Annotated in this window: 24 protein-coding genes; 14 read left to right on the forward strand and 10 right to left on the reverse strand. The window is 68.9% G+C overall.

Annotation, left to right across the window (positions count from 1 at the left end; genetic code table 11):
* Together VHC63_00005 and VHC63_00010 are read left to right on the forward strand one after the other, a co-directional pair.
* On the forward strand, positions 1 to 567 hold a 567-nt coding region (locus tag VHC63_00005), incomplete at its 5' end, for an ATP-binding cassette domain-containing protein (GenBank protein ID HVV34955.1).
* Complete coding sequence (locus VHC63_00010) at positions 564 to 1292, forward strand: ABC transporter ATP-binding protein (protein HVV34956.1); 729 nt, start codon at positions 564 to 566, stop codon at positions 1290 to 1292. The genes VHC63_00005 and VHC63_00010, both read left to right, overlap by 4 nt.
* Before the next feature lie 56 nt (positions 1293 to 1348).
* Here VHC63_00010 and VHC63_00015 read toward each other — a convergent pair whose 3' ends face one another.
* The 4 genes from VHC63_00015 to VHC63_00030 all read right to left on the reverse strand — a co-directional run bounded on the left by VHC63_00015 (position 1349) and on the right by VHC63_00030 (position 4407).
* A complete protein-coding gene (locus VHC63_00015) occupies positions 1349 to 2254 on the reverse strand; it encodes a glycosyltransferase family A protein (GenBank protein ID HVV34957.1) in 906 nt (301 codons plus the stop codon).
* 16 nt (positions 2255 to 2270) lie between these two features.
* Positions 2271 to 3197 (reverse strand): TauD/TfdA family dioxygenase, encoded by a 927-nt coding sequence (locus tag VHC63_00020; protein ID HVV34958.1) that lies wholly within the window; start codon positions 3195 to 3197, stop codon positions 2271 to 2273.
* Positions 3194 to 3814 carry a TetR family transcriptional regulator gene (locus VHC63_00025; protein ID HVV34959.1) on the reverse strand — a complete coding sequence of 207 codons (621 nt, stop codon included), beginning with the start codon at positions 3812 to 3814 and terminating at the stop codon, positions 3194 to 3196. The genes VHC63_00020 and VHC63_00025 overlap by 4 nt, the downstream gene beginning before the upstream one ends.
* Positions 3815 to 3939: 125 nt before the next feature.
* Entirely contained in the window at positions 3940 to 4407 is a 468-nt protein-coding gene (locus tag VHC63_00030; protein HVV34960.1) for a peroxiredoxin, read from the reverse strand.
* Positions 4408 to 4433: 26 nt separating this feature from the next.
* Here VHC63_00030 and VHC63_00035 point away from each other — a divergent pair, with 26 nt between their 5' ends.
* The 4 genes from VHC63_00035 to VHC63_00050 all read left to right on the forward strand — a co-directional run bounded on the left by VHC63_00035 (position 4434) and on the right by VHC63_00050 (position 8232).
* Complete coding sequence (locus VHC63_00035; GenBank protein ID HVV34961.1) at positions 4434 to 5060, forward strand: TetR/AcrR family transcriptional regulator; 627 nt, start codon at positions 4434 to 4436, stop codon at positions 5058 to 5060.
* Entirely contained in the window at positions 5057 to 6325 is a 1269-nt protein-coding gene (locus VHC63_00040) for a cytochrome P450 (protein ID HVV34962.1), read from the forward strand. Before VHC63_00035 ends, VHC63_00040 begins: the two co-directional genes overlap by 4 nt.
* On the forward strand, positions 6322 to 7455 hold the full coding sequence (locus VHC63_00045) for an acyl-CoA dehydrogenase family protein (protein HVV34963.1): 1134 nt from the start codon (positions 6322 to 6324) through the stop codon (positions 7453 to 7455). The genes VHC63_00040 and VHC63_00045 overlap by 4 nt, the downstream gene beginning before the upstream one ends.
* A 300-nt stretch (positions 7456 to 7755) precedes the next feature.
* Positions 7756 to 8232, forward strand: coding sequence for a DUF4279 domain-containing protein (locus VHC63_00050; GenBank protein ID HVV34964.1), 477 nt, complete (start codon positions 7756 to 7758; stop codon positions 8230 to 8232).
* Positions 8233 to 8317: 85 nt separating this feature from the next.
* Here VHC63_00050 and VHC63_00055 read toward each other — a convergent pair whose 3' ends face one another.
* Positions 8318 to 8662 (reverse strand): MmcQ/YjbR family DNA-binding protein, encoded by a 345-nt coding sequence (locus tag VHC63_00055; protein HVV34965.1) that lies wholly within the window; start codon positions 8660 to 8662, stop codon positions 8318 to 8320.
* Positions 8663 to 8691: 29 nt separating this feature from the next.
* On the opposite strand from VHC63_00055, the gene VHC63_00060 reads away from it, so the two are divergent.
* Together VHC63_00060 and VHC63_00065 are read left to right on the forward strand one after the other, a co-directional pair.
* On the forward strand, positions 8692 to 10884 hold the full coding sequence (locus tag VHC63_00060) for a molybdopterin oxidoreductase family protein (protein ID HVV34966.1): 2193 nt from the start codon (positions 8692 to 8694) through the stop codon (positions 10882 to 10884).
* Positions 10885 to 10940: 56 nt separating this feature from the next.
* Positions 10941 to 12293 (forward strand): hypothetical protein, encoded by a 1353-nt coding sequence (locus VHC63_00065; GenBank protein ID HVV34967.1) that lies wholly within the window; start codon positions 10941 to 10943, stop codon positions 12291 to 12293.
* Here VHC63_00065 and VHC63_00070 read toward each other — a convergent pair.
* Positions 12277 to 12879, reverse strand: coding sequence for a TetR/AcrR family transcriptional regulator (locus VHC63_00070; GenBank protein ID HVV34968.1), 603 nt, complete (start codon positions 12877 to 12879; stop codon positions 12277 to 12279). The two genes, VHC63_00065 and VHC63_00070, sit on opposite strands and share 17 nt — an antisense overlap.
* 17 nt (positions 12880 to 12896) lie before the next feature.
* Here VHC63_00070 and VHC63_00075 point away from each other — a divergent pair, with 17 nt between their 5' ends.
* Entirely contained in the window at positions 12897 to 13526 is a 630-nt protein-coding gene (locus VHC63_00075; GenBank protein ID HVV34969.1) for a TetR/AcrR family transcriptional regulator, read from the forward strand.
* On the opposite strand, the gene VHC63_00080 is transcribed toward VHC63_00075, so the two are convergent.
* Positions 13492 to 14949: an AMP-binding protein gene (locus tag VHC63_00080; GenBank protein ID HVV34970.1), complete on the reverse strand. Its 1458-nt coding sequence runs from the start codon at positions 14947 to 14949 to the stop codon at positions 13492 to 13494. The two genes, VHC63_00075 and VHC63_00080, sit on opposite strands and share 35 nt — an antisense overlap.
* Entirely contained in the window at positions 14946 to 16124 is a 1179-nt protein-coding gene (locus VHC63_00085; GenBank protein HVV34971.1) for an amidohydrolase family protein, read from the reverse strand. Before VHC63_00085 ends, VHC63_00080 begins: the two co-directional genes overlap by 4 nt.
* A gap of 97 nt (positions 16125 to 16221) precedes the next feature.
* Between VHC63_00085 and VHC63_00090 the strand changes: the two genes are divergently transcribed.
* The 5 genes from VHC63_00090 to VHC63_00110 are packed head-to-tail and all read left to right on the forward strand — an operon-like array spanning position 16222 to position 22420.
* Positions 16222 to 16644, forward strand: coding sequence for a hypothetical protein (locus tag VHC63_00090; protein ID HVV34972.1), 423 nt, complete (start codon positions 16222 to 16224; stop codon positions 16642 to 16644).
* Positions 16641 to 17369: an ABC transporter ATP-binding protein gene (locus VHC63_00095; GenBank protein HVV34973.1), complete on the forward strand. Its 729-nt coding sequence runs from the start codon at positions 16641 to 16643 to the stop codon at positions 17367 to 17369. Before VHC63_00090 ends, VHC63_00095 begins: the two co-directional genes overlap by 4 nt.
* Positions 17366 to 20182 (forward strand): ATP-binding cassette domain-containing protein, encoded by a 2817-nt coding sequence (locus VHC63_00100; protein ID HVV34974.1) that lies wholly within the window; start codon positions 17366 to 17368, stop codon positions 20180 to 20182. Before VHC63_00095 ends, VHC63_00100 begins: the two co-directional genes overlap by 4 nt.
* Positions 20169 to 21662, forward strand: coding sequence for an ABC transporter substrate-binding protein (locus VHC63_00105; protein HVV34975.1), 1494 nt, complete (start codon positions 20169 to 20171; stop codon positions 21660 to 21662). Before VHC63_00100 ends, VHC63_00105 begins: the two co-directional genes overlap by 14 nt.
* The gene (locus VHC63_00110) at positions 21659 to 22420 is read left to right on the forward strand and encodes an SDR family NAD(P)-dependent oxidoreductase (protein HVV34976.1); all 762 of its coding nucleotides are present in this window, start codon (positions 21659 to 21661) and stop codon (positions 22418 to 22420) included. The genes VHC63_00105 and VHC63_00110 overlap by 4 nt, the downstream gene beginning before the upstream one ends.
* A gap of 64 nt (positions 22421 to 22484) precedes the next feature.
* Here the strand turns inward: VHC63_00110 and VHC63_00115 are convergent, their stop codons facing one another.
* Positions 22485 to 23159, reverse strand: a complete 675-nt coding sequence (locus VHC63_00115) for an Abi-alpha family protein (protein ID HVV34977.1) — start codon at positions 23157 to 23159, stop codon at positions 22485 to 22487.
* Positions 23156 to 24457 carry a hypothetical protein gene (locus VHC63_00120; protein ID HVV34978.1) on the reverse strand — a complete coding sequence of 434 codons (1302 nt, stop codon included), beginning with the start codon at positions 24455 to 24457 and terminating at the stop codon, positions 23156 to 23158. The genes VHC63_00115 and VHC63_00120 overlap by 4 nt, the downstream gene beginning before the upstream one ends.
* Positions 24458 to 24494: the final 37 nt, after the last annotated feature.

A 24494-nucleotide genomic window follows, 5' to 3' on the forward strand; every position in this document is an offset into this window, starting at 1 on the left:
GGGGGGCCGCCCCCCCCCCCCGGCCGCGCCGCCTTGGGTGTCGCCCGCACGTTCCAGAACTTGCACCTGTGGAAGCGCATGACGGTGCGCGACAACGTGCTCGTCGGCTGTCACCGCGCGCTGCACGTGCGCCTGTGGCAGTCGGCCCTCTCCACGCCGGCGGCCCGGCGCGCCGAACGCATGGCAACGGCGCGCGCGTCGATGCTGCTCGACCTCGTCGGTCTGCACGGGCGCGGCGATCAACTCGCCGGGTCGCTGCCTTTCGCCGAGCAGCGCCGCCTCGAGATCGCGCGGGCGTTGGCATCGGATCCCGATCTGTTGCTGCTCGACGAGCCCGCGGCCGGTCTGCACCCCCACGACCTCCAGGAGCTGCTGGCCCTGATCAAGCGGCTCAAGGCGACGGGCATCACCATCCTGCTCGTCGAGCACCACATGGAGCTGCTGATGAAGGTGTGCGATCGCGTGAGCGTGCTCGACTTCGGTCAGAAGATCGCCGAAGGCACCCCGCGGTCGATCCAGCGCAACAAGTCCGTGATCTCCGCCTACCTCGGGACTGATGCCGCATGAGCCTGTTGGAAGTCCACGATCTGTCGGTGCGCTACGGCGCCGCCGACGCGGTGCAAGGTGTGTCGCTGCGCGTCGAGGAGGGCGAAGTTGTCACCATCATCGGCAGCAACGGCGCGGGCAAGACCACGACGCTACGCGCCGTCACGTCGATGCTGCTGCCGAGCATGCACGTGAGCGGCAGTGTCCGCTTCGACGGGCGCGAGCTCGTCGGCATGAGCGCGCACCGCGTGGCCCGACTCGGCCTCGTGCACGTGCCCGAAGGCCGCCACGTGTTCCCGTCGGCGACGGTCGAGGAGAACCTGTTGCTTGGCGCCTACCGATTGAAGAAGCGCCAGCGCAACGGCGACCGCCTCGTCGCCGCCGAGAAGATCTACGACATGTTCCCCGTCCTCCACGACCGGCGGGCGCAGTACGCAGGGTTCCTGTCCGGCGGTGAACAGCAGCAACTCGCCATCGGGCGCGCCCTCATGGCCGAGCCGAAGCTGCTCGTGATGGACGAGCCGTCGCTCGGCCTTGCCCCCCGTCTCGTGAGCGAGATGTTCGCCACCATCCACCGCCTGGCCGAGGCCGGCACCACGATCCTGCTCGTCGAGCAGATGGCGCGCGCCGCGCTGCGCGTCGCCGACCGTGCCTACGCGCTCAGCGGCGGCCGCGTCGTCAAAGAAGGCATCGCCGATGACCTCATGGACGACAAAGACGTCAAGAAGGCCTACCTCGGCGCCTAACCCACAAACTTGTGTTCTGTCGCACCCGTTTTGGGTGCCACAGAACACAGGCTGGTTCAGAGGAGGAAGCGGCGGTGCTTGATGGCCCCTTCCGCCAGTGACGCGAAGGCGACCGCGTCGGAGACGGCGTACTTGGCCAGGATGCGGGGGATGCGGCTGACGTCGTTGCCGGTGTAGCCGCGCGTGGCGCGGAGGCGCCGGTTGAGCCAGGGGAGCGCGAGGACGAGCGGCCAGGCGCGCCGCAGCGCGAGCGCACCGATGACACCGACGACGCCGAGGTCGAAGAGTGCGGTCGTGCGGTTGAGGAAGCCCGACTTGAGACCCGGTAGGCCGGCGAAGAGCCGTAGCTGGCGCTCGTCGGCGAGGTGCTGCTCGAACGTGCGGCTGACGCAGCGGTGGTACACGACGGCGACGTCGACGTAGGCGCGGCGCCCGCCGCGCGCCAGCACCGCGGCGCCGAGCAGCGCGTCCTCGCCGAAGGCGCGCCCCGTGCGCTCGTGGAACCCGCCGACGGCGTCGAAGGCCGTCCGGCGATAGGCGACGTTCGCCGTCTCGAAGAACGGCGACGGCCCGTGCACTGAGATGGTGTGGTCGAAGGGACCCATCTGGTTCCGCGTCGCCGGATCGGGATCGACGCGGCCCTGCACCACGACAACGTCGGGATCGTCGAATACCGGCACGAGGTGTTCGAGCCACGTCGGCGTCGGCAGGCAGTCGTCGTCGGTGAACACGATGATCTCCGCGTCCGTGACGGCGACGCCGGCGTTGCGCCCGCCGCCGGGCCCGCGGTTCGCGTCGAGGCGGAGCGTCGCCAGTCCAGTGGTCGGCGTGTCGTCGGTCGACGCGTTGTCGACAATTACGGCTTCGAAGTCGCGAAACGTCTGCGCCTCCAGGCACTTCACCAACTCGCGCAGGTACCCGGCCCGGTTGTACGTGCTGACGACGACGGCGACGCGAGCCATGACGCGCCGACGTTACTTAGAAGGGCTGGTCGCCGATGATCGTGATGCGTTCCATCACGCGGCGGTTGGGAAAGTAGTCGGAAATGGCGTAGTGCTGCGTCGAGCGGTTGTCCCAGAAGGCGACGTCGCCGGGCTGCCACTTCCAGCGGCACTGGTACTCGCCGAAGCCGGCCTGGATCCACAGTTGCTCGAGCAGCGCCCGGCTCTCGTCGGGATCCATGCCGACGATGAACTGCGTGAAGCCGCGGTTCACGTACAGCATCTTGCGTCCGGTCTCCGGATGGGTGCGCACGACGGGGTGACGCGCCGGCGGGAAGTCCTGGCGCAGCGCGTCGCGCTCGGCGGGCTTCATGGTGAGGCCGAAGCTGTAGAGCCAGTCGTGTTCGGCGACGAGACCCTCGATGCGCTGCTTGGTCGCGTCGTTGAGGCCGTCGTAGGCGGCGCACATGTCCGCCCACATCGTGTCGCCGCCGACCGGCGGCACTTCGATGGCGCGCAACACCGAACCGAGCGACGGGATCTCGCGCCACGTCACGTCGGAGTGCCACACGTTCTCGTAGCCCCCGAGGTCGGGGCCCTTTTCGAAGCGGACGACTTCGGCCTTGCCGTGCGACTGGTCGGTCGTGAGCTTGATGAACGGATGCGACTCGAGCGGACCCCAGTGGGCGGCGAAGTCGGCGTGCTGCTCGCCGGTGATGTCCTGGTTGCGGAAGAAGATGACCTTCCACTCGAGCAGCGCGCGGTTCAGCTGCGCGAACAGCTCGTCGTCGACATCATCGGCGAGCGACACACCGTTGATGACCGCACCGATGGTCGGTGTCAGCGGCTCGACCGTGAAGCGGGAGTAGGGCGTGTCGGCCCACCCGTCGGGCGTGCGGCTGTAGACGCGCGGCCCGGGGTGATAGTCGGTGAGGAGGCCGTTGAGGTCGGCGGTGATGGTCATGGACGTGTCCTTTCGAGGACGGGCGCCGTCAGCACGGCGACCCCGGTGGAGATCAGTTCGTCGGCGAGTACTTCGGGCGACAGGCGCGCCTGGCCGCGATCACCCGCGCCTTCCCAGCCGGCGATCGTGCCGAGCACGAGCGTCATCAATTGGTCGAGGCGGCTGTGGCGGATGGGGCGCGACAAGTCGTCGAGGGCGCGGTTGAGCTTGCGCATCGCGGTCGCAAACGGGGCGCCGGTCGCGACGCGCTGCAACGCGTCCCATGCCTCGGTGTCCCAGCGGGCGCGCGCCTGGAAGCGCGCGTACCAGCCGTCGACCTCCGCCACCACTTCCACCAGCGGGACGACGATGGCGGCGACGAGGCCGCGCACGTCGCCATCGGCGACTCCTGTTAGATGGGCCTGGCGGCGCTGGTTGACGACGCGCATCCGGTTCTCGTACACCGCGGCCACCAACCCGAGGCGGTCGCCAAAGTGGTACTGCGCGGCGTTGTGGTTGCGCTGGCCGGCCGCCGCCGACACGTCACGCAGCGATACGCCCTCGATCCCGCGCTGCGCGAACAAACGCTCCGCCGCTTCGACCAGCGCCGCGCGCGCCGCCTCTCCCCGCACCGCCACGCCGACAAAGTAAGTCAAGTGGCGTAATAAGTCAAGTGGCGTAATCCGTCGACGTCGACCCTCTACCTTTTGGTCCGTCTCAGCCAGGGTCTTTCTGTCTCAGACGGACCAAAACCCGAGGGGGGCTACGACGCGCGGGGTTTCAGCGCCGCGAGGGCCTCGTCGGCGTGCTTTTCCATCGACGTCTCGGACTTGATGACGGCGAGGATGGTGCGGTCGGTGTCGATGACGAAGGTGACGCGCTTGTCGAAGCGCAGCTTGATCGGCCCGAGCCCACGGCTGACGCCGAACATCGTCGCGACCTTCTTGTCGGAGTCGGCGAGCAGCGGATAGCCGAAGCCGTGCTTGTCGGCGAACTGTTTCTGCTTGTCGACCTTGTCGGCGCTGATGCCGACCGGGTGGGCGCCCACTTCGGCGAAGTCCTTGGCGACGTCGCGGAAGTGGCACGCCTCGGCGGTGCAGCCACTCGTCATCGCCGCGGGATAGAAGAACAGCACTACCGGGCCGCTTTCGAGGAGGCCCGACAGCGTGCGGGGTGTTCCCGTCTCGTCGGGTAGCTCGAAGTCGTCGACGGTGTCTCCGGTGTTCAGCATTCTGAAACCTCACTAGTATTTGAGACGTGAGTCTCACGTCTTCGAGCTTGCGGGAACGCAAGAAGCAGCGTACGGCCGACGACCTGTTCGACGCCGCCCTGTCGCTGTTCGCCCAGCGCGGCTACGACGACGTGACCGTCGAAGAGATCTGCGAGCTGGCCGACGTCAGCCGCGCCACGTTCTTCCGGTACTACGGATCGAAGGCCGGTCTCGTCGCCGAGTTCAACCGACGGCTCGCCGAACGCGTGACGGCGCGGATCGCGCGGCTGAAGGAGCCCACGGCCACTGAGCAACTCTTCGCCATGCAGGAGGAGCTGGCCGACGCGTGGACGAACTGCGGTCCGGCCGTCCGGGCCATGGCGCTCGACTTTGCCCACGTGGTCACGGTCGACGCCGACACTGCGCCGCCGCCGTTCCCCGAGTTGCTGATGCTCGTCACCGGCATCGTCGACGACGGCCAGCGCTCGGGCGAGTTCGCGACGTCCCACGCTCCTGTATTCGTTGCCGCCACCATCGCCGGATTGCTCGGCGGCATCACCATGCACTGGCTCGCCACCCGCGTCGACCGGGACGGGCGCCCAACGAAGCAGGGAAAGCTCGGTCGCGCCATGCACGACGCCCTCGACCTCTTGATCAAAGGACTTGAGAAATGACCATGATCGAAGTTCCGCCCGAACCGCCCGTCGATCACCCCGCGGCGCTGTTCGTCGTCCCGCGCCTGTGGGCCGACATGGACGAGTGGCACGCCCGGGTGGCGAAGCTGCGCGCCGAGACCCCGGTCATCGAGGCCGACTTCGAAGGCTTCGCGCCCTTCACCGTGCTGACGCGTCACGAAGACATCGCGTCGATCGAGCGCGACCACAACTCGTGGCTCAACACGCCTTTCTCGGTGCTCGGCCCGCAGATGCAGCAGGAGCAGGCGGAGGCGAGCGGCATGCCGCTGCCGGCGTCGCTCGTGCAGCTCGACGGCACCAAGCACCGCACCCACCGAGCTGTCACCGCCGATTGGTTCAAGCCGGCGGTCGTGGGCAACCGACAGGAGCGCATCGCGGAGATCGCGCAGCAGTACGTCGACAAGATGCGCGACCTCGGTGACCGCTGCGACTTCGCCGCCGACATCGCGCAGCCCTACACGCTGCACGTGATCATGGACATCTACGGCGTGCCCGAAGAGGACGAGCCGCTGATGCGCGAGCTCACCCAGGGCGTGTTCGGTGCCGCCGACCCCGAGTTCGGCGGCGACGATCCCGGGGCCGCGCTGCTGGGCGCCGTCATGAAGTTCATCGCCTACTTCAACGAAGTGACCGAAGACCGCAAGGCGCACCCCCGCGACGACCTCGCGTCGGTGATCGCCAACGCGCAGATCGACGGCGCGCCCATCGGCGACATCGAGCGGCTCTGGTACTACATCATCGTGGCGACCGCCGGCCACGACACGACGTCCTACGGCCTGTCGGGCGGCATGGAGGCGCTGCTGCACGATCCGGCGCAGCTGTTCGGCCTCGCCGGTGATCCCGACCGCGTCGTGCGCGCCACCGAAGAGATCATCCGCTGGACGACGCCCGTGCGCCACTTCCTGCGCTACACGACCCACGACGTCGAACTGCACGGCGTGAACATCCCCGAAGGCGGGCGGGTCCTGCTGTCGTACCCGTCGGCCAACCGCGACGAGCGCGTGTTCGCCGACTCGATGACCTTCGACATCGACCGCACCGACTCGGACCGCCAGCTGTCCTTCGGCGCGGGCGTGCACTTCTGCCTCGGCGCCCACTTCGCCCGCCGCGAGATTCGCACGATGCTCACGCTGCTGTCCGAGCAATTGGCGTCGATCGAAGCGAACGGGACGCCGCAGTGGTCCGAGTCGCACTTCGTGTCGGGCGTCAAGCACCTCCCGATCGGTTATACGTTCAAGCCGTGAGCCTCGCCGACCTCTGGGATCCCAACCTCTCGCTGCTCGAGTGGCGGACCCGGCTCGTCGACAACGGCTATCGCTGGGACGACCCGGAGGTGGGGCGCGAGCTCGCGGCGATCGGCGCGCCCGGCTTCCCCGACGGCGTGGGCATGAACCTGGCCATCCCGACGATGCTCACCCACGCCAACGACGACGTGCAGGCGCGTCTCGTGCGGCCGACCGCCACCGGCGAGATGACCTGGACGCAGTTGTTCTCCGAACCGGGCGCGGGTAGCGACCTCGCGGGGCTGTCGACACGCGCTGATCGCGACGGCGACGTGTTCCGCGTCAACGGCCAGAAGGTGTGGAACACGTCCGCACATCACGCCGACTACGGGTTGTTGCTCGCCCGCACCGACTGGGACGCGCCGAAGCACCGCGGCATCACGTGCTTCGCCATCCCGATGCATCAGGACGGCGTCGAGGTGCGGCCGCTGCGGCAGATGAACGGCCACGCGTCGTTCAACGAGGTGTACTTCACCGACGCCGTCGTTGACGCCGCCGACGTCATCGGTGAAGTGAACGACGGATGGGCGGTTGCGCTCACGACGCTGGCGCACGAGCGTCGGCTGGCACCGATCCACCGGGGCGGGCCCGTCGGGAGCGCGCCACCGGGTCGGGCGTGGGAAGAGGCGACGGCCGAGACGCTGCGCAACTCGCAGCCCTACACGTGGTATCCCCAGCGCGCCGGGCGTCCCGACCTCGTCGCCGCCGCCCACACCGACGATCCGATCGCCCGCCAGGAGATCGCCCGCACGGTGTCGCTCGGGCGCGCCGCGCAGTGGACGGCGATGCGTGCGGCTGCCGCGCGTGCGGGGGGCAAGCCGCCGGGTGCGGAGGGGTCGCTCGGCAAGCTGTCGTCGTCCAACATCGCCCGCCAGGCGGCGCGGACCCACACGTTGCTGGCCGGTGCGAGTGCGATGACCAGGTCCGACCCGATCGTCGCCGAGGTGTTGATCTCGGTCCCGGCCGTCTCGATCGCCGGCGGTACGGACGAGATCCAGCACAACATCCTGGGCGAGCGCATCCTCGGCCTTCCCCGCGAACCCGACGAGTCGAGGGACGCCCCCTTCCGCGACGTCCGCCGCTCCACCTAGCCGCGCCCGGGCGGGCTCGTGGGGACTTCCGGAGGGTTATGGCTGCATTGCGACCGCAAGCCTCCGAAGATGACGGCTGGCGCCCCTCCTTAGTGATCCGAACAGCCGCAAGGTTCCAAGACCGAAGGCCGAAGACGCCAAGCTGGTGATTGCGCCGACGGATCGACGGGAACGTATAAGTGAGAGCTCGCACGGACCCCTGTGGATGAGTGTCCCGCGGACACGCCGTCTCCGCGAGAGACTCATCCACAGGTTTTGACCTTCGCTGATCGAGCAGCCTTAGTGCGGAAGGTAGCCAGAGTGCGAGTACGCCAGACAGCTGAGTTTGTGATTTGGAGTTCAAAGGTCACTGCCGAGGAGATCGACGAACGGCTCGATATTGCTGATGGGCAAGTCACCGCCCGTGGCTCGAAGGTTGCGGGACCACCTCCATTGCCGCGGTTTCACATGTGGGAGTTGAAGTCAGACCTCCCCGACACCGAGCGCATCGATCAACATCTCAAGCAACTGTTCGGCAAGTTGCATCCGAGCGAACGTGTTCTCAAGGACCTGCTGGCGACGAACCACGACATGGTCGCTCAGCTCCAAGTGGTGCGGTACTTCGACGAAGGCCCTGACGACTACGCAGACGCTCCAGTTCCAGGCGTTGAAGAGCCACCTCCGAATTGGGCGCTCGTGCCAGGGCAACACCGCTTGTTGGGCATGGTCTTATCCGCGGAATGGATCGCATTCCTCCACAACGTCGGGGCGAACCTACAGTTCGACGAGTACGACTAGTCGCGCTCAGGCGCGGTCGACGGGCACGTAGCCCGTGCCGAAGTGCGACGCGTGGGAGACCATCGGCATGCCGCCAGCACTTGATCTAACCCGGAGGCCGCTTGCTCTTCGGGAGGCCCGCGACCACTTGGTCGTAGGAGTGCTCGATCATCTCGCGGAGTTCGTCGTCGGCGATCGAACCGTCAACGGCGACCGTGTTCCAGTGCTGCTTGTTCGTGTGGTAGCCGGGTTCGACTGCCGCGTACTTCTGGCGTAGCCACACGGCGAGTTCGGGGTCGCATTTGAGCGTCATCGTGACGGCGCCGTCGACGGGCACGAGGGCGAACATCTTGCCGACGACCTTGAACACGGCCACGCCGTCGCCGAACGGGTACTCCTCGGTGACGCGGGCGAGGCTGTTGCAATACTCGAACACGGCCTTTCGGTTCACGCCGCAGTCCTAGCGCGTACGGTTCGGGCATGACGACGCGCACCGCGTACCGGACCTGCCCGTTGTGCGAGGCGGGGTGCGGCCTCGAGATCACCCTCGACGGCGACACCGTGACCCGCATCCGCGGCGATAGGGACGACGTGTTCAGCCACGGCTTCATCTGCCCGAAGGGGTCGACGCTCAAGGACCTGCACGAGGATCCGGACCGCCTGCGGACGCCGCTGGTCAAGCGCGACGGCGCGTTCGTGGAGGCGACCTGGGACGAGGCGTGGGCCGCGATCGAAACCGGTATCGGCGGGGTGATCGAGCGCCACGGGCGCAACGCACTCGCGGCCTACGTCGGCAACCCGAACGCCCACAACATCGGCGCCGGCCTGTTCCTGCGCGGGGTGCTGAAGGGCCTCGGGTCGCCGAACATCTTCTCGGCGTCGACGGTCGACCAGCGCCCCAAGGAGATCTCGGCGGGGCTGATGTTCGGCGGCTTTACTGTCCCCGTCCCCGACATCGACCGCACCGACTTCTGCCTCATGCTCGGCGCCAACCCGTACGCGTCCAACGGCTCGCTGGCGACGGCGCCCGACTGGCCCGGACGGCTCGAAGCGCTCATCGCCCGCGGCGGCGAGCTGGTCGTGGTCGACCCGCGCCGCAGCCGCACCGCCGAGACGGCGACGCAGTGGGTCGCCATCCGCCCCGGCACCGACGCCCACTTCCTCGCGGCGGTCGCCAACGTCTTGATCGCCGACGGGCTCGTCGACCTGGGCGCCGTCGCCGACCACGTGGCCGGCTACGACGACGTCGTCGCCGGACTGGCGCCGTTTACGCCCGAAGCCGTCGCCGAGGTAACCGGCGTCGCCGCTGAGGTGACGCGCGGCATCGCCCACCGCCTCGCCGCCGCACCGAGCGCGTGCGTGTACGGCCGCATCGGCACGACGACCCAGGCGTTCGGTACCACGACCTCCTGGCTCGTCGACGTCGTCAACATCTTGTCGGGCAACCTCGACAAGCCGGGCGGCGCCATGTTCACCAAGGCCGCCGCCGGCCAGGCGAACACCCGCGGCGAGCCGGGTAAAGGGCGCGGCATGCGCGTCTACCGCGGCGAATCGCGCGTCAGCGGCATGAAGGGCACGCTCGGTGAGCTGCCGGTCGCGGTGATGGCCGAGGAGATCGAGACCCCGGGCGACGGCCAGATCCGCGGCATGGTCACCATCGCCGGCAACCCCGTGCTGTCGACGCCCAACGGCGGCCGCCTCGACCGGGCTATGTCGCAGCTGGAGTTCATGGTCGCCGTCGACATCTATGTCAACGAGACGACGCGCCACGCTGATGTGATCCTGCCGGTGCCGAGCGCGCTGCAAAAGCCGCACTACGACCTGTCGTTGCTGCAACTCGCCATTCGCAACGTGGCCAACTGGTCCGAGCCGGTGCTGCCCCTCGACGACGGCCAGCCCGACGAGTGGGAAGTGCTGGCGAAGCTGGCGCTGATCGTGAGCGGTGTACCGGCGGCGCAGGCCGACCCGGCGCTCGCCGACGACGCCGCGTATAACGCCATGGCCGAACACGCCGGCGACGACGTGCGCGCCGCCATCGCGGCGACCGGCCGCACCGGTCCGGCGCGCATCGTCGATTTCATGCTGCGCACCGGCCCCTACGACGTCACCCTCGACGACCTGATCGCCAACCCGCACGGCATCGACTTCGGCGCCCTCGAGCCGCGCATGCCCGAAGCGCTGCGCACGCCGACGGGCCAGATCGAACTGGCACCCGTCGAGGTGATGGACGACCTGCCGCGCCTCGCCGCCGCCATGACCGCCGCCGTCGATCCCGAGCGGCCGTTCCTGCTCGTCGGGCGCCGGCACCTCAAGTCGAACAACAGCTGGATGCACAACGTGCCGGTGCTGCTGAAGTCGACCAAGCACCGCTGCACCATGCAGCTGCACCCGGACGACGCGGCGCGCCTCGGCCTCGCCGACGGCGACCCCGCCGTCGTCACCAGCCGCGTCGGCGAGGTCACCGTGCCCGTCGAGATCACCGACGGCATCCGTCCCGGCGTCGTGTCGATCCCGCACGGCTGGGGCCACGGCGACCCCGGCGTACAACTGCGCGTCGCCCGGGAACACGCCGGTGTCAACACCAACGTCCTCACCGACGAACTCGGCGTCGATCCCGTCTCGGGCAACTCCATCCTCAACGGCATTCCGGTTTCGGTGGTGGCGGCCCGCTGATCGCATAACATGACACCGACGTCGGGTTTTGCCGGCGGTGGCGTGTGGGGGAAGAGATGGCCATCAGCAGGCGGTCGTTCGTGGGTGGCCTCGCGGCCGCGGCCGCGATAGCGCCGGTCAAACGTCTGCGGCTCGACGCGTTCGCCCAAGGCGGTTCGTCTGCCGGTCGACGCATCGTGGGCGTCGACGTGTCGAAGCACCCCGTGCCGTTCCCGCCCAACCTGCAGCGCGTCTGCCAGTTCGACCAGGCGTGGCTCGACACGATCGCGCGGCGGTACTGGGACGACTACGCCAGCCATCTCAACCGCCCGCTGAACGCCTACGACCGCGCCGACTTCTGGTTCCGCTACGTGGCCATCCCGCTGCAGGAAAAGGCGATGCGCGGCGAGTCACTCGGGACCGGTGGCAGTCGTGTCGAGAAGGACCTCGCGCTGATCCACATGGTGGGTTACTACGGTGGCATCTGGTTCGGCAAGAAGCTCGACGAGTTCCTGCACATGTCGACCACGGCGAAATGCAAGACCCCCGAACCGGGCCCGACCACCGCCGACTTCGACGCCATGACGGCGTCGCTGCAGACGTCGATCGACACGGCACGCGACGGCAGCAACCTCGAGGTCATCGAGGCGGCCGAGCAGGCGTTGCGCGGCGGCGACTTGCTCTTCTACCTGTCCAACGGTGTACCGACGCTCAACGGTCTGATCGGTTCGTACGCCTACAACGTCGGTTACACGAACGCGATCCTCGTGCCCGACAACCGCGCGCTGCCGCCGCCGGCGAATCCAAAGGGCCCGTCGCCGTTCAGTCCACCGTGGAACAGCTTCGTGTCGAAGCCAACCGGCGTGTTCGACGCGTCGTATCCCGTGTGGTCGAATCCGAAGACGGCGCGGCATCGCCAGCCGCTGCCACCGAGCCCGCAGCCGTTCAAGCCCGTTCCGTACCTCACCGGTGCGGTTCCGGCGCTGCGGTTGAGTCGCGCCAAACTGGCCGACGCGCAGCATCACTACGCCGCGCAGCTCAAGCGCATCAAAGCCGGCCGTTTCGACCGGCACGGCAATACGGTCGTGCGCGGTGACCTGGCCGACCTGGCGGAGGCCGCGTATGACGTCGGCACCGCGATGTGGACGGGCGTGCCCACGCTGAACATCCGCCCGTGGGACAAGCCGAGCTACGACCTCATCGTCTCGCTCAGCATCTTCTTCGTGCAGGCGATGCAGGCGCCGGGACAGGCGTGCCTGGCGGCCGCGGCGGCGAGCAACGCTGCGGACGCGCGCAACGCGCTGATGACGGCTGCCATCGCCGCGCCGTTCGGCCTCAGCTACCTGATCGCGCTCAACCGTGGCAACAGCGGCGCGTATGCGTGTTACAACGCCGACGCGTCGATCCCGCCCTTCATCTTCGGCGACTAGCGCCGAACAACGAGTCGTGGATCACCGCCGTGAGCGTGTCGGTGATCGCGTCGGCGTCGACCCCCAAGAGTCCGGCGGCGGCGTAGTAGTTCAACCGCTCGATCACGGAGAGGAAGGCGACGGCCGACGCACCGGGATCGACGTCGGTCGGGTCGCCGGCGCGGATCGCCGCGGCGATGGCCTTGGTGGTGGACCCGAACAACTTCGGCCCAAACGCGCCGAACTCGCCCGCGCCCGCTTCGGCTTCGGTCCAGGCGCACAGCAACGCCGCGTGCCGCGCGTACAACGTGACGAACCCGTCGACCCAGACGCGCAGACTCGCCTGCGACGCGGCATCGTCGCGAATCGGTTGCAGGCTGAGGGCGTGGGCGTGGATGTCGTCGCCGACTTCGGTGAGCACCGCACGGAAGAGGTCGTCTTTGCCGCCGAAGTATTCGTAGAACGTGGTGCGCGCCATCCCGGAGCGGGCGACGATGTCGTCGACGGTCGCGGCGTTGTAGCCGACCGAGCCGAAGACGTCGGTGGCTGCCTGGAAGAGGCGTCCGATGGCGGCGCGGCCGGCGCGGTTGCGCACGCGGGTCGTCATTACGCTGCACCCGTCCGATGAGCGAGCGTCCCATCCACATTCCTGCCGGCATTCCCGCCGCGTCCCGGCCGTTGCGGGCGCGCGGCCGCGTGACCATGGCTCGTCTGATGGACGCCGGGCTCGAGGTGCTGGCCGAGGACGGCTGGCACGACGCGTCGATCGACGCGGTGGTGGTGCGCGCCGGCGCGGCGCACGGAACCTTCTACCGGTACTTCGCCAACAAGCAGGATCTCTTGCTCACGCTGGCGCACGAGTGCGCCGCCGTCATGGTCGAACTCGTGTCGCATCTCGACGCCGTCGGTCCCGGCGCCGCCGGGCGCGACGCCGTGCGGTCGTTCCTCGTGCGCTTCCTCGACGCCTACGACCGCTACCAGGGGGTGGTGCGGGCGTGGATGGAAAGCCAGGTCGACCATCCCGACCTTCGCGCGCTGGGGGAGGACGTGATGGGCGCGTTCGCGGCGCGTTTCATCGCGCTGACGGGCGATCCCATGCGCGCCGCTGCGTTGCTGGCCTTGCTCGAGCGCTCCAGTTACGGGCTCGCGGCGCGCGGCGTGCGCATCGGTCGCGACCGCATGCTCGACACCCTGACGACCATCGTGCATCGCGGCTTCCTCAGCCCAGCTGCGCCCGCAGCGACGTCTTCTTGATCTTGCCCATCGGCGTGCGCTCGAAGTCGGCGACGACGAAGAACTCCTCGGGCACCTTGTAGCGCGCTAGTTCGACGGCGCAGCGGGCCCGCAGCGCGTCGAGGTCGAGGTCGGCGTCGCCGTTGCGTTGCACGAAGGCGACCACCCGCTCGCCGAGGCGTTCGTCGGGCGCTCCGACTACCGCGCACGCCGCGACTGCGGGATCGCCGTGCAACACCCGCTCGACTTCGGCGGGGTAGACGTTGGCGCCGCCTCGGATAATGAGATCGGCCTTACGGTCCTCGATGAACAGGTTCCCGTCGACGCCGATGCGCCCGATGTCCTGCGTGTGCAGCACGCCGCCGCGCAGCGCCTCGGCGGTGGCATCGGGACGGTTCCAGTAGCCGAGCATCGGCGTGTACAGGCCGGCGAACGGACCGGTCGCGGCGGGGCGAACGCACACCTCGCCGGTCTCGCCGGCGGGCACCTCGTTGCCGTCGTCGTCGAGGATGACGATCTCGACCTGGGGGAGCGCCTTGCCACACGAGCCGGGAACGCGCGGCTCGAGCGGGCTCTCGACGGTGACGGCGGTAGGCGCTTCGGTCAACCCGTAGCCGGAGTAGATCTCGGTGCCGAAACGCTTGCGGTACAGGACGCGGAACTCTTCGGGAATGGCGGCGCCGCCGACACCGGGGCGCACGAGCGAGACGAGGTCGTCGTCGCGCACGTCGGGATGGTGGAGCAGGTCGTGGATCATTGCGGGGACCGCCGAGAACGTCGACACCTTCTCGTCGCGGATCCACTCGGCAAGCCCGACGGGGTCGACGCGGTCGATCGCCACCAGCGTCTGGCCCACCTGGTACGCGACGAGCGGGCCCAGCACGAGCAGGTTCAAGATGGTGAGGGGCAACGCGACGCCGAGAACGTGATCCGGATTCGCCGAGCCGGTCGTCGCCGAGACGTGGCCCGGCAACAGCAAGTTGTGCTGCGAGTGCACGACGCCTTTCGGGTAGCCGGTGGTGCCGCCCGTGTAGGCGATCGCCGCCGGGGCGTGCGGGTCGACCGCGCCCGGCGCGCCGTCGTGGCCCTCGCCGCCGGCGACCAGCTCTCGCCACCGTTCAGGCGTGTCGACGAAGCACGCCGCGTCGCAGTCCTCCAGCAACCACGCCTTCTCCGGCGGCGCCAGCGCGCGGTTGATGCCGACCCAGATGGCGCGGATGCGCTGCGTCGCCAGGAAAGCGATCACGATGTCGACATCGTTGGGCAGCGACACCGCGAAACGATCACCGGCACCGACACCCGCAGCGCGCAAGCCGGCGGCCGCCGCCGTGACCGCGTCGTCGAGCGTCGCCCACGTGAAGCGGCCGCCGCGGCCGACCAGCGCCTCCTTGTCAGGGTGTTCGGCAAGGCCGCGCTCGAGGACCGCGGCGATCGACGGGATCACGCCGCGGGCTCAGCCAGGAGCGCACGGGTGTTGTTGCGCATGATGGCGTCGACGGACGCGTCGTCGAGACCGCGCAAGCACGGGAGGAAGTCCTCGGGCGCGGCGACGCCTTCGGGATGCGGGAAGTCCGAACCGAACAGCACCTGGCTGGCGCCGATCTCCTCCACCAGCGCCGGGATGTTCTCCTCGTGGTACGGCGACACGAACAGGTGGCGCTTCAGGACTTCGCTTGGTTTGCCGGGGACGTAGCCGCCGGGCCAGGGCCCGTTGCGTCCCATGCCCTTCATCTTGTCCATCGCCTTCAGCAGGTACGGCACCCACAACGACCCGTTCTCGAGCGATGCGATGCGCACGCGCGGGAAGCGGCCGAACAGGTTGAGGAACGTCATCGACGCGACGGTGTCCATGATCGGACGGTCGCCGTACGAGCACGTCCACTGGAACGCCGACTGCATGTGCGACGACGGGTTCGGGTCTTCGCCCCACTCCGTTGAGAACTTCTCGTTGTAGCCGCTCTCGGCAATGTGGAACGCGACGGTGATGCCCGCCTCGTTCACCCGCGCCCAGAACGGGTCGAAGCTCAGGTCCGCCGGTGACTTTCCGCCCTGCGGGCCCGGACGCAAGTGCACGACGCGCGCGCCGCGATCGAGCGCCCACTCCAACTCTTCGACGGCGCGGTCGACGTCGAGCAGCGACATCAGCGGGGGCGCGTAGATGCGGCCGCGGCTCCCGAACCCCCAGTCTTCGTCGAGCCACGTATTGAAGGCGCGCAGGTTGGCATACGTGCGTTCGGGGTTGTCGTCCATGAAGTGCTCGACGCAGACGCCGAAGGTGGGCAACAGGAGCGCCGCCTCGAGCCCCTGCGCGTCCATCACCTTGATGCGGGCGTCCCGGTCGACGTACTCCGGCTGGACCGGCTCGATGGCAGGGTTGTCTTCGCCCCGACCCGAGCTGAGGTTGCGCAGCATCTCGCGCAGCGCGCCCGGCTTCACGACGCGCTCGCGGAACGGATCCGTCAGGAACGTGAACGGGCGGTCGCCGACGAACACCTGCTCGGTGCCGTCGGCCTGCTGCACCGTCCGGATCGCTTCGTCGACGCGGTCCTTCGGGAAGTGCCGCGTGAAGCAATCCGTCGGCTCGTAGTAGTGGTTGTCGGCGTCGTACCAGTCACCCATAGGTGACGTATGGTAAACCCGACAGTGACGTCAGGTATCTGGAAACCCAGAAATCGGTCGTGTGAGAGGGGGATTGATGGGTCGTCTACGGGCGGCGTTGGCTTCGCTGACGGCTGGCCAGCGCTGGACCGCGTCGCTCGCGGTCGCCCTTGGCGCGGCCGTGCTCCTCTTCGGGACGCCGCAGAGCGCCGCGCCGCTGGCCGCCCCGCTCGCCGCCACGCCGCGCCGGGCGACGTCGGTTGCGGCGGCCGCGCAGGACGCACCGGCTGCTGGCATCGCGCTGGCGCCCACGATCGACCTCACACCGCCGCCGCTCGTCGATGTCGCCGCTGGGCCCGAAGACGAGCCGCAACCGGCCACCGAGCAGCCGGCCGAGCCGGCAGACCCGGCACCACCGCCCCCGTCGACCGGCGCGTCGGCGCCGTGCGTGGCGCCGTACCCGCTGCGGCTGACGGGCGTCGCCCAACTCGACGCGCTGCTGTGCACGCTGTACGCCCTCATTCCGGTGACGGTGCCGTGACCCCGCTCCTCGCCCTCGACGACGTCACGTTCAGCTACGGATCACTCCCGGTCCTCTTCGGCGCGAGCGTGCGCGTCGGCGAGGGCGAGCGCGTCGCGTTGCTCGGCACCAACGGCGCGGGGAAGTCGACGCTGCTCAAGATCGTGGCCGGTCTCGAGACGCCGGCATCCGGTCGCGTCTTCTTCGACGGTGAAGACATCACCGCCTGGTCGCCGGCGCGCCGCGTCGAGCGCGGGCTCACCCTCGTCGTCGGCGGTCGGGCGACCTTCCCAACACTGACCGTGCGGGAGAACCTGCGCCTCGGCGCGTACGGCTTCCGCCGTGACCGGGCGCTGGTCGAAGCGCGCCTGCAGTCGGCGCTCGCCCCGTTCCCGGCGTTGGTGCCGCTGCTCGAGCGTCCGGCGGGATTGCTCTCCGGCGGCGAGCAGCAGATGATGGCGCTGGCGCGCGCCCTCGTCGCCGCGCCGCGCGTCCTGCTCATCGACGAGCTGTCGCTCGGCCTCGCGCCCGTCGTCCTCGGCGACTTGTTGCGCGTCGTCGACGACCTCGCCGCCGCGGGCACGACGATGATGATCGTCGAGCAGTCGCTCAACGTTGCCATGTCGATCGCCGAGCGCGCCTACTTCATGGAGAAGGGCGAGATCCGCTTCGAAGGCGCAACGGAACAACTCGCGAGCCGGGACGACATCGCCCGCTCCGTGTTCTTCGGGTCGAGGGCGTCGTGATCCACTTCGAGGTGCCGCTCAACATCGTCGTGCTCGGGCTCATCAGCGGCATGACATACGGCCTCCTCGGCGTCGGCCTCACGCTGACGTACCGCGCCAGCCGCGTCATCAACTTCGCCTACGGCGAGATGGGAGCGCTGCCGGCGCTGATCGTGCCCGTCCTCGTGCTCAACCACGGCTGGAGCTGGTGGGCGGCGATGCCGCTCGCGATTGCGCTCTCGGGTGGCCTGGGTGCGGTGACCGAGGTGACGGTGATCCGGCGGCTGCGGCGGTCACCGCGACTTGTCGTGCTCGTGGCCACCCTCGGCGTCGCTCAGATCCTCCTCGTCGCCAACCTGTTGATCCCGCGTACCGGCCGGCTCGCGGGCGGCGACTACCCGACGCCGTTCCATGTGCTGGTGACGATCGGCAGTCTGCGGCTCAACGCCGGCCACCTCTTGATCCTGTTCGTGACGCCCTTGATCGTCGCCGGGATCACCGTGTTCCTGGCGCGCACATCAGTCGGCATCGCCAGCCGCGCCAGCGCGGAGAACCGGGAAGCGGCGCTGCTCGCCGGCGTCCCCGTGGCGACGGTGTCGCTCCTCGTGTGGACCTTCGCCGGGGTGCTCGCCGGCGCGTCGGCGATCCTCGTCGGGCCGACCAGGCCGCTGCTGTCGCAAGTGGCGCTCGGCCCGTCGCTGATGGTGCGGGCGCTGGCGGCCGCGCTCATCGGCAAGCTCACAAACCTGCCGCAGGTGCTCGCCGGGGGGCTCGTCATCGGCGTCGTCGAGCTGCTGGTGCAGTGGAACTACCCGACGGGCGGCCTCCTCGAGATGACGCTCTTCGTCATCGTCGTCGGCTGCTTGTTGCTGCGGAGCGGCCTCGGCCAGATGGCCCGCGGCGGCGACGAAAGCTCGTGGACCCTCGCCGGCAGCATTCGCCCGCTGGCGCGCGCCGTCGCCGCCAGGCGCTCGGTCGTGACCGCCCGTCGGGCCACGCTCGTCGGCCTCGTCGCCCTCGCGGCGCTGGCGCCGCTGCCGATGCAGAACTCGCAGCGCCTGCTGGCGAGTTCGGTCATCCTCTTCGCACTCATCGGCCTGAGCGTCACGGTGCTGACGGGCTTCGCCGGCCAGGTGTCGCTCGGCCAGTTCGCCTTCGTCGCGCTGGGGGCCCTCGTCGGCGGGCGCATGTACCAACTCGGCTATCCGGCATGGATGGGTGTCCTGTACGCCGTCGCCGCCGGTGCACTCGTCGCTGCGGTGATCGGCCTGGCGGCGTTGCGTGTGCGCGGCCTCTTCCTCGCGGTCGCCACCCTCGCCTTCGCGCTGGCGGCGAGCACGTGGCTGTTCAACCAGTCCTGGCTCGTCGCCGCCGACGTCACCGGCTTGTCGTCACGACGCATCCCCCGCCCGCACTTCCTCGGCGTCGACTTCCAGCGCGAGCTGCCGTACTACTGGCTGTGCCTGGCGGCGTTCTGCGTCGTCGCCGCGATCGTGCACCGGCTGCGCGCGACGGGCGTGGGCCGCGCCATGATGGCCGTGCGCGACAACGAGCGCGCCGCGGCGACGCTGTCGGTCTCGCCGCGACGCGCCAAGCTCACCGCCTTCGTCGTCGCCGGTGCCATCGCCGGCCTCGGCGGCTGGCTCTACGGAGCGCTGCTCGTCACCTTCAACGTGAACGCCTTCGGTCCCGAGCAGTCGCTCAATCTCGTCGCCATGTGCGTGTTCGGCGGCGTGACGACGATCACCGGTGCGGTGCTCGGCGCGCTGTGGGTCCGCGGCATCCCGTACGCCTTCGGCGACAACGTCGGCCTGGCGTCGTCAGCCGCCGGGCTGCTGCTCGCCTTGCTCGTGTTCCCCGGCGGGCTCAGCGGCCTCGTGTTCGGCGTGCGCGATCGATTCTTGCGGTTGGTGACGGGCGAGTCCGTCTCCGAAGCGATGCCGAGTGACGACGTGCCGCGGGCCGTGCTTCCCGCTCGTGCCGCTCCGCCCGCGCCTGCCGACGGCGACGACGAGCCGATGCCGCTGGTGGCGTCGTCGGTGTCGGTGCACTTCGGTGGCATCGCCGCGGTCGACGACGTCAGCCTGACGCTCGCGCCGTTCGAGACGGTCGGGCTCATCGGGCCGAACGGCGCCGGCAAGACCACCTTCTTCGACGTGTTGTCGGGCCAGATCACACCAAGCCACGGCGCCGTGTCGCTGCACGGCGTCGACGTCACGCAGCTGCGGGTCGAGCAGCGCGCCGAGCTGGGCTTGGGTCGCACGTTCCAGCAGGCGCGGCTGTTCGACGGCCTGACGGTGCACGAATCGTTCCGCATCGCCGGCGAACGAGCGGCGCGCTCCGAAGTCGTCCCGTCGCTGCTCGGGCTGCCGCCGTCGCGTGTGGCTGAACGGCGCAAGACGCTCGACGCCGACGCGCTCGTCGACCTGCTCGGCCTCGGCGCGTTCGCCGACCGGCGCGTCGCCGAGCTGTCGACGGGCACCCGTCGCCTCGTCGAGCTCGGCTGCATCGTCGGTCTCGGCGCCGACGTGCTGCTCCTCGACGAGCCGATGGCCGGCATCGCCCAGCGCGAGGTCGAGGCGTTCGTCCCCGTGATCGCCGACGTGCGCGAGTACCTCGGCGCGTCGATCGTGCTCGTCGACCACGACCTCCCGATGGTGTCGGCCATCGTCGACCGCGTCGTGGTGATGGCGAGCGGCTCCATCGTGGCCGAAGGGCCGCCGTCGATCCTGGCCGAGGACGACGCGGTGAAGGCAATCTATCTCGGCACCGACGACCGCGCCGTGCGCCGGTCGGGTGCGCTGGTCGGAGGAGGTTCCCGTGCCCGGTCCTGAGTCGGTATTGCGCCGCTCGAGTCCCATGCTGACACTCGCCGTCGGTTTCCTGGTGGGCGTGATGTTCGCCGTGATCGCGCTGCCCGACCGACCGTCGCTCACCTCGAACGCCGCGGCCACCCGCCGCACCACAGAGGCCACCGTGGCGGCCAGCACGCTCGACGCGAGCGACACTACCGCCGGTACGTCGGCCACCGACGCCACGATCGCCGCCGGCACATCCACGCCGTCGAGCGCGGCCCGCGGCGTCACGGCCACGACCAACAAGCGCGACGCCGAGCCGCCGGCGCAGCGCGGCGTCGACTCCAAGACGATCAAGATCGGCGTGGCGCTGCCCGACATCAGCGTCATCGCCGCGCTCGGACCCGGCTACAACCAGGGTGACCTCAAGGCGCACGTCCAGTCGATCCTCGCCGCGCTCCACCGCGACCACCAGCTGCCGATTGCCGGCCGCGACTTCGAAGTTATCTACCGCTCGTTCAACATCCTGTCGGCCGACGCCGAGCAGGCGACGTGCACCGGCTTCGCCCAGGACGACCACGTCTTCGCCGTCATCGGCATCCACGACTACCCCGACGGCGCCGAGTGCCTGGCGACGCAGTACAAGATCCCGATCCTGACGTCCGACGGCCCGTTCGAGGGGGCCTACCAACGCGGGTGGCCGTGGCTGTTCACGATGGAGATGTCGCAGAGCCGCGTCCTGCGCAACCTCATCTCGTGGGGAGACTCCACTGGTCGGTTCAAAGGCAAGCGCATCGGCGTCTACTACCCCGACGATCCTTCGACCACGCCCGACATGCAGAAGTACGTCGTCGGCCGGCTGCGCCAGCTCGGCTACAACGTCGCCTCGGTGGTGACGACGAGCTTGCAGGGCGCCGAGACCGGCGGGGCGAACGACACCGTGGCCGTCGAGCGCTTCCGCGCCGCCAACGTCGACACCGCGCTGCTGTTCGTCAGCCCCGTCGCCAAGACCAACTTCTTCACGCAGGCGAAGCAGCAGGGTTACAAGCCGGCGTACCTCGAGTCAGACGTTGCGTTCTCGACGACGACCACTGGTACGTCGACGTACCCCGCCGACTACTTCAACGGCACGTGGGGCGTCACCGGCCAGCGCTTCGGCGAGGCCGCCGCCGGTATTCCCGAGACGCCCGAGTCGGTCAAGTGCGGCGCCGACTTCACCGCTTACAGCGGCCAGCACGTCGACCGGCAGGTGCAGGAGGCCGAGTACATCGCCGGCAACCAGGCGTGCGACGAGTTCCGCGCCTTCATGACCGCCCTCAACTACGCGGGGCGCAACCTGACGCCGACGCGGCTCGTCCAAGGATTGGAGACGATCAAGGCAATGCGTATGGGCATACACGGCGACGTGTCGTTCAGTCCGCAGCGTCACGACGGCGTGGAGACCTACCGCGAGCTGCTGTGGAAGGCGTCGTGCAAGTGCTGGGTGGCGCAGGGCGACCTGAAGCCGGCAGCGCAATGACGGCCGAACGTTTCACCGGTCGCGTCGCGCTGGTGACGGGCGCGGCGGGCGACGGCATCGGACAGGCGACGGCTCGTCGCCTGCTCGAAGAGGGAGCGCGCGTGGCGGTGACCGACAATCACGAGCGGCGCATGCGCGCCGTCGCCGAGGAGTTGGCCGACAAGTTCGGTGCTGACCGGGTGTGCGGCGTCGTGCTCGACGTCGGCGACCGCGCGTCGATCGACGCCGCGCTCGCCGACGTGCACGCGCGTTTCGGGATCGTCGACATCGTCGTCAATAACGCGGCGATCAACGTGCTGACCGAGGTGGCCGAGATGGATCCGGCCGACTGGGACCACACGATGGCGGTCGACCTCTCAGGCCCGTGGTACCTGACGCGGGCGTTGTTGCCCGGGATGTACGAGCTCGGTCGCGGCTCGATCGTCACCGTGACATCGGTCGCGGGCTACCTCGGTGGTGGGCGTGAGGGCCCCTACGCCGCGGCGAAGGCGGCGCTGCATTCGCTGACGCGCACTCTGGCGCTCGAAGGCGGGCCGCGTGGTGTGCGGGCCAACGCCGTTGCTCCCGGCATCATCGAGTCGAAGTTCATCGCCAAGCACCGCGCCAACTTCGAAGTCGAGATCGAGAAAACGCCGCTGCGCCGTCTCGGCCTGCCGGAGGACGTCGCGTCGGTCGTCGCCTTCTTGTGCAGCGACGACTCCGCCTTCGTCACTGGCGAAACCATCACCGTCTCCGGCGGCTGGTACATGCGTCCCTAAGCGGCAGCCCACGCTTCTGGTGTCTCCAGCGCAGGGTCTTTCTATCCTGGGGACACCAGAAGCGTCAGTCGAGGGGCAGGCAGGTCTCGCAGAAGCGTTGGCCGAACGGGGTGAGCTCGATCGAGCGGTGCTCGGTGCGAGGTGAGCGGCCGGCGCGTTTCATCGCGTCGATGACGTCGGGCTGCGCTTCGAGCAACTGGTAAACGGACGGATCCGCCACCTGTTCCTTGCTGAACCAGATCAGGCGCAGGCGCTCCAGGTTCGCCAGCTCGACCGCGGTGTCGTCCTGGTTGCGCACGCCGGCGTAGAGGCCGATCATCGACAGCCCCGACGCCACCTTCTCCGAGCCGCGCCCCATCGGCCGGTTGGTGCGCACGTCCACCGACGGCTGCGGTCCGTTCTTGTAGAGAAAGCGCAAGATGCGCGCCTCGTCGGGCACGAGCTCCTGGAGCACGTGGGTGAAGGCCGGGTGGACGCCGTCCTTGTACGACACGTCGGCGGAGTCGCGCAGCAGCTTCGCTCCCATGTCCTGGAGCTCACGCAACCGTGACGAAGCAGTCGGCGCCGGTGGCTTGACCGGCCGCGGATCCTCGACGAAGCGACGCAGTGCCTCGCGGTTGGTGTCGAGCGCCCACCGCACCGTGCTTTCGGCCGCCGTGCGGGCGATGCGCGCCAGGCCCGGCAGCATCTCGGCGATCTGCTCGGCCGTCGTCTTCTCCGGTGGCGTGGCGTCGCTCATACGCCGAAGATGAACAGGTGGAGGAGGCCGGCGCCGAAGCCGAGCACGGCGCCGTGGAGGAACAGGAGCCACTCGTCGGAATGGATGGCCGACCGCAACAGTTCGGCGAAGTCGTGCGGTGACAGCTGCTGCATCTGACCGCCGACGAACTCCGAGATGCGCTTGGCCTGCTGCTGGTTGAAGTCGGCGTCGCTGAACGCCGAGCCGAAGTTCGTCACCTCGGTGGCCAACGATTCCTTGATGCGGTCATATTCGCGCGTGCCGACGGCGACGCGCACCGCGCCCTTCGCCGGACCGATGGCCTTGTCGGCCGCCGGCGACAGCACGTCGCGCAGCATGCGGTGCGTGCGGTCCGAACGTGGCCCGTTGAGCAGCTCGTTGCCGACGTTCTCCAGGTTGATGACGTCGTTGGCGATGATGTCGGCGAAGACCAGCGACGCCTCGGGCTGGCGTTTGATGAACAACCCCTGGAGGGTGAAGGGCCCGATCTTGCGGGGCTCGACGGGTTCGAAAACGGCCCACACCGCGATGAAGTTGACGACGTAGCCGATGACCACGCCGCCCACCGGCAGCACCCACCAGTGCGGGAACGCCTGCAGTACGAACACCAGCAGGAGGCCGAGCGGCACGCCGAAGTAGAAGCCCGAGTTCTTCATGAACCGCAGCTCCTTCTTGCCGATCTCGAGGAAGACGGCGTTCATCTTCTCCGGGTGATCGTGGAAGTAGCGGATGATCATGAGCTTGGCGTCGATGAGCTGGTCGACGTGGTTGCCGAGTTCGGCGGTGATGCCGCGGATGATGTCGGGCAGCTGCGCGTCGATGCGGGCGAACACCGACTCCTTGACCGCCGGCGGCAGGTCGCGCCATAACCGCGGGTGCTCGCGCCGCATGATCTCCTCGACGATGCCGCGCAGTTGCGGACGGGCGACGTTGGTCAGGTGCTCGGCGATCTTGTCCGGTTCGAGCTCGCGGTAGAAGTCACCGATTGACCCCACTTTGAGCAGTGCTTTGTCCGTGGCGATCGACGCCATCTTCTCGACGCGTGACGGCACGATGCCCTGCCACCCGAACCGCCCGTCCTTCGAGATCGCCGGGATGACCTGCACGCGCCGGGGTAGCCACGGCCACAGCAGCTTCAATCCCGGCACGCGGGTGCCGTAGAACCGGATCGGCTGGAAGAGCATGAGCACGCCCGACCAGTTCGTGATGTAGCCGATGGCCCCGGTGAACAGCGGCACGGTGACGAGGTCGATGACGAACTTGTGCGCCTCCGGCACGTGCACGATCGCCCCGAGCATGGGAGCCGAGCGTAGCGAGGCGACCCGTGGATACGGG

The sequence above is a fragment of the Acidimicrobiales bacterium genome (assembly GCA_035546775.1).
Lineage (GTDB): Bacteria > Actinomycetota > Acidimicrobiia > Acidimicrobiales > JACCXE01 > JACCXE01.

Excerpts from the sequence above, each read along its gene's own strand:
- VHC63_00010 (HVV34956.1), top strand. The coding sequence starts at position 564 with ATGAGCCTGTTGGAAGTCCACGATCTGTCGGTGCGCTACGGCGCCGCC.
- VHC63_00015 (HVV34957.1), bottom strand. The coding sequence starts at position 2,254 with ATGGCTCGCGTCGCCGTCGTCGTCAGCACGTACAACCGGGCCGGGTAC.
- VHC63_00020 (HVV34958.1), bottom strand. The coding sequence starts at position 3,197 with ATGACCATCACCGCCGACCTCAACGGCCTCCTCACCGACTATCACCCC.
- VHC63_00030 (HVV34960.1), bottom strand. The coding sequence starts at position 4,407 with ATGCTGAACACCGGAGACACCGTCGACGACTTCGAGCTACCCGACGAG.
- VHC63_00040 (HVV34962.1), top strand. The coding sequence starts at position 5,057 with ATGACCATGATCGAAGTTCCGCCCGAACCGCCCGTCGATCACCCCGCG.
- VHC63_00060 (HVV34966.1), top strand. The coding sequence starts at position 8,692 with ATGACGACGCGCACCGCGTACCGGACCTGCCCGTTGTGCGAGGCGGGG.
- VHC63_00065 (HVV34967.1), top strand. The coding sequence starts at position 10,941 with ATGGCCATCAGCAGGCGGTCGTTCGTGGGTGGCCTCGCGGCCGCGGCC.
- VHC63_00070 (HVV34968.1), bottom strand. The coding sequence starts at position 12,879 with ATGACGACCCGCGTGCGCAACCGCGCCGGCCGCGCCGCCATCGGACGC.
- VHC63_00075 (HVV34969.1), top strand. The coding sequence starts at position 12,897 with ATGAGCGAGCGTCCCATCCACATTCCTGCCGGCATTCCCGCCGCGTCC.
- VHC63_00085 (HVV34971.1), bottom strand. The coding sequence starts at position 16,124 with ATGGGTGACTGGTACGACGCCGACAACCACTACTACGAGCCGACGGAT.
- VHC63_00110 (HVV34976.1), top strand. The coding sequence starts at position 21,659 with ATGACGGCCGAACGTTTCACCGGTCGCGTCGCGCTGGTGACGGGCGCG.
- VHC63_00115 (HVV34977.1), bottom strand. The coding sequence starts at position 23,159 with ATGAGCGACGCCACGCCACCGGAGAAGACGACGGCCGAGCAGATCGCC.
- VHC63_00120 (HVV34978.1), bottom strand. The coding sequence starts at position 24,457 with ATGCTCGGGGCGATCGTGCACGTGCCGGAGGCGCACAAGTTCGTCATC.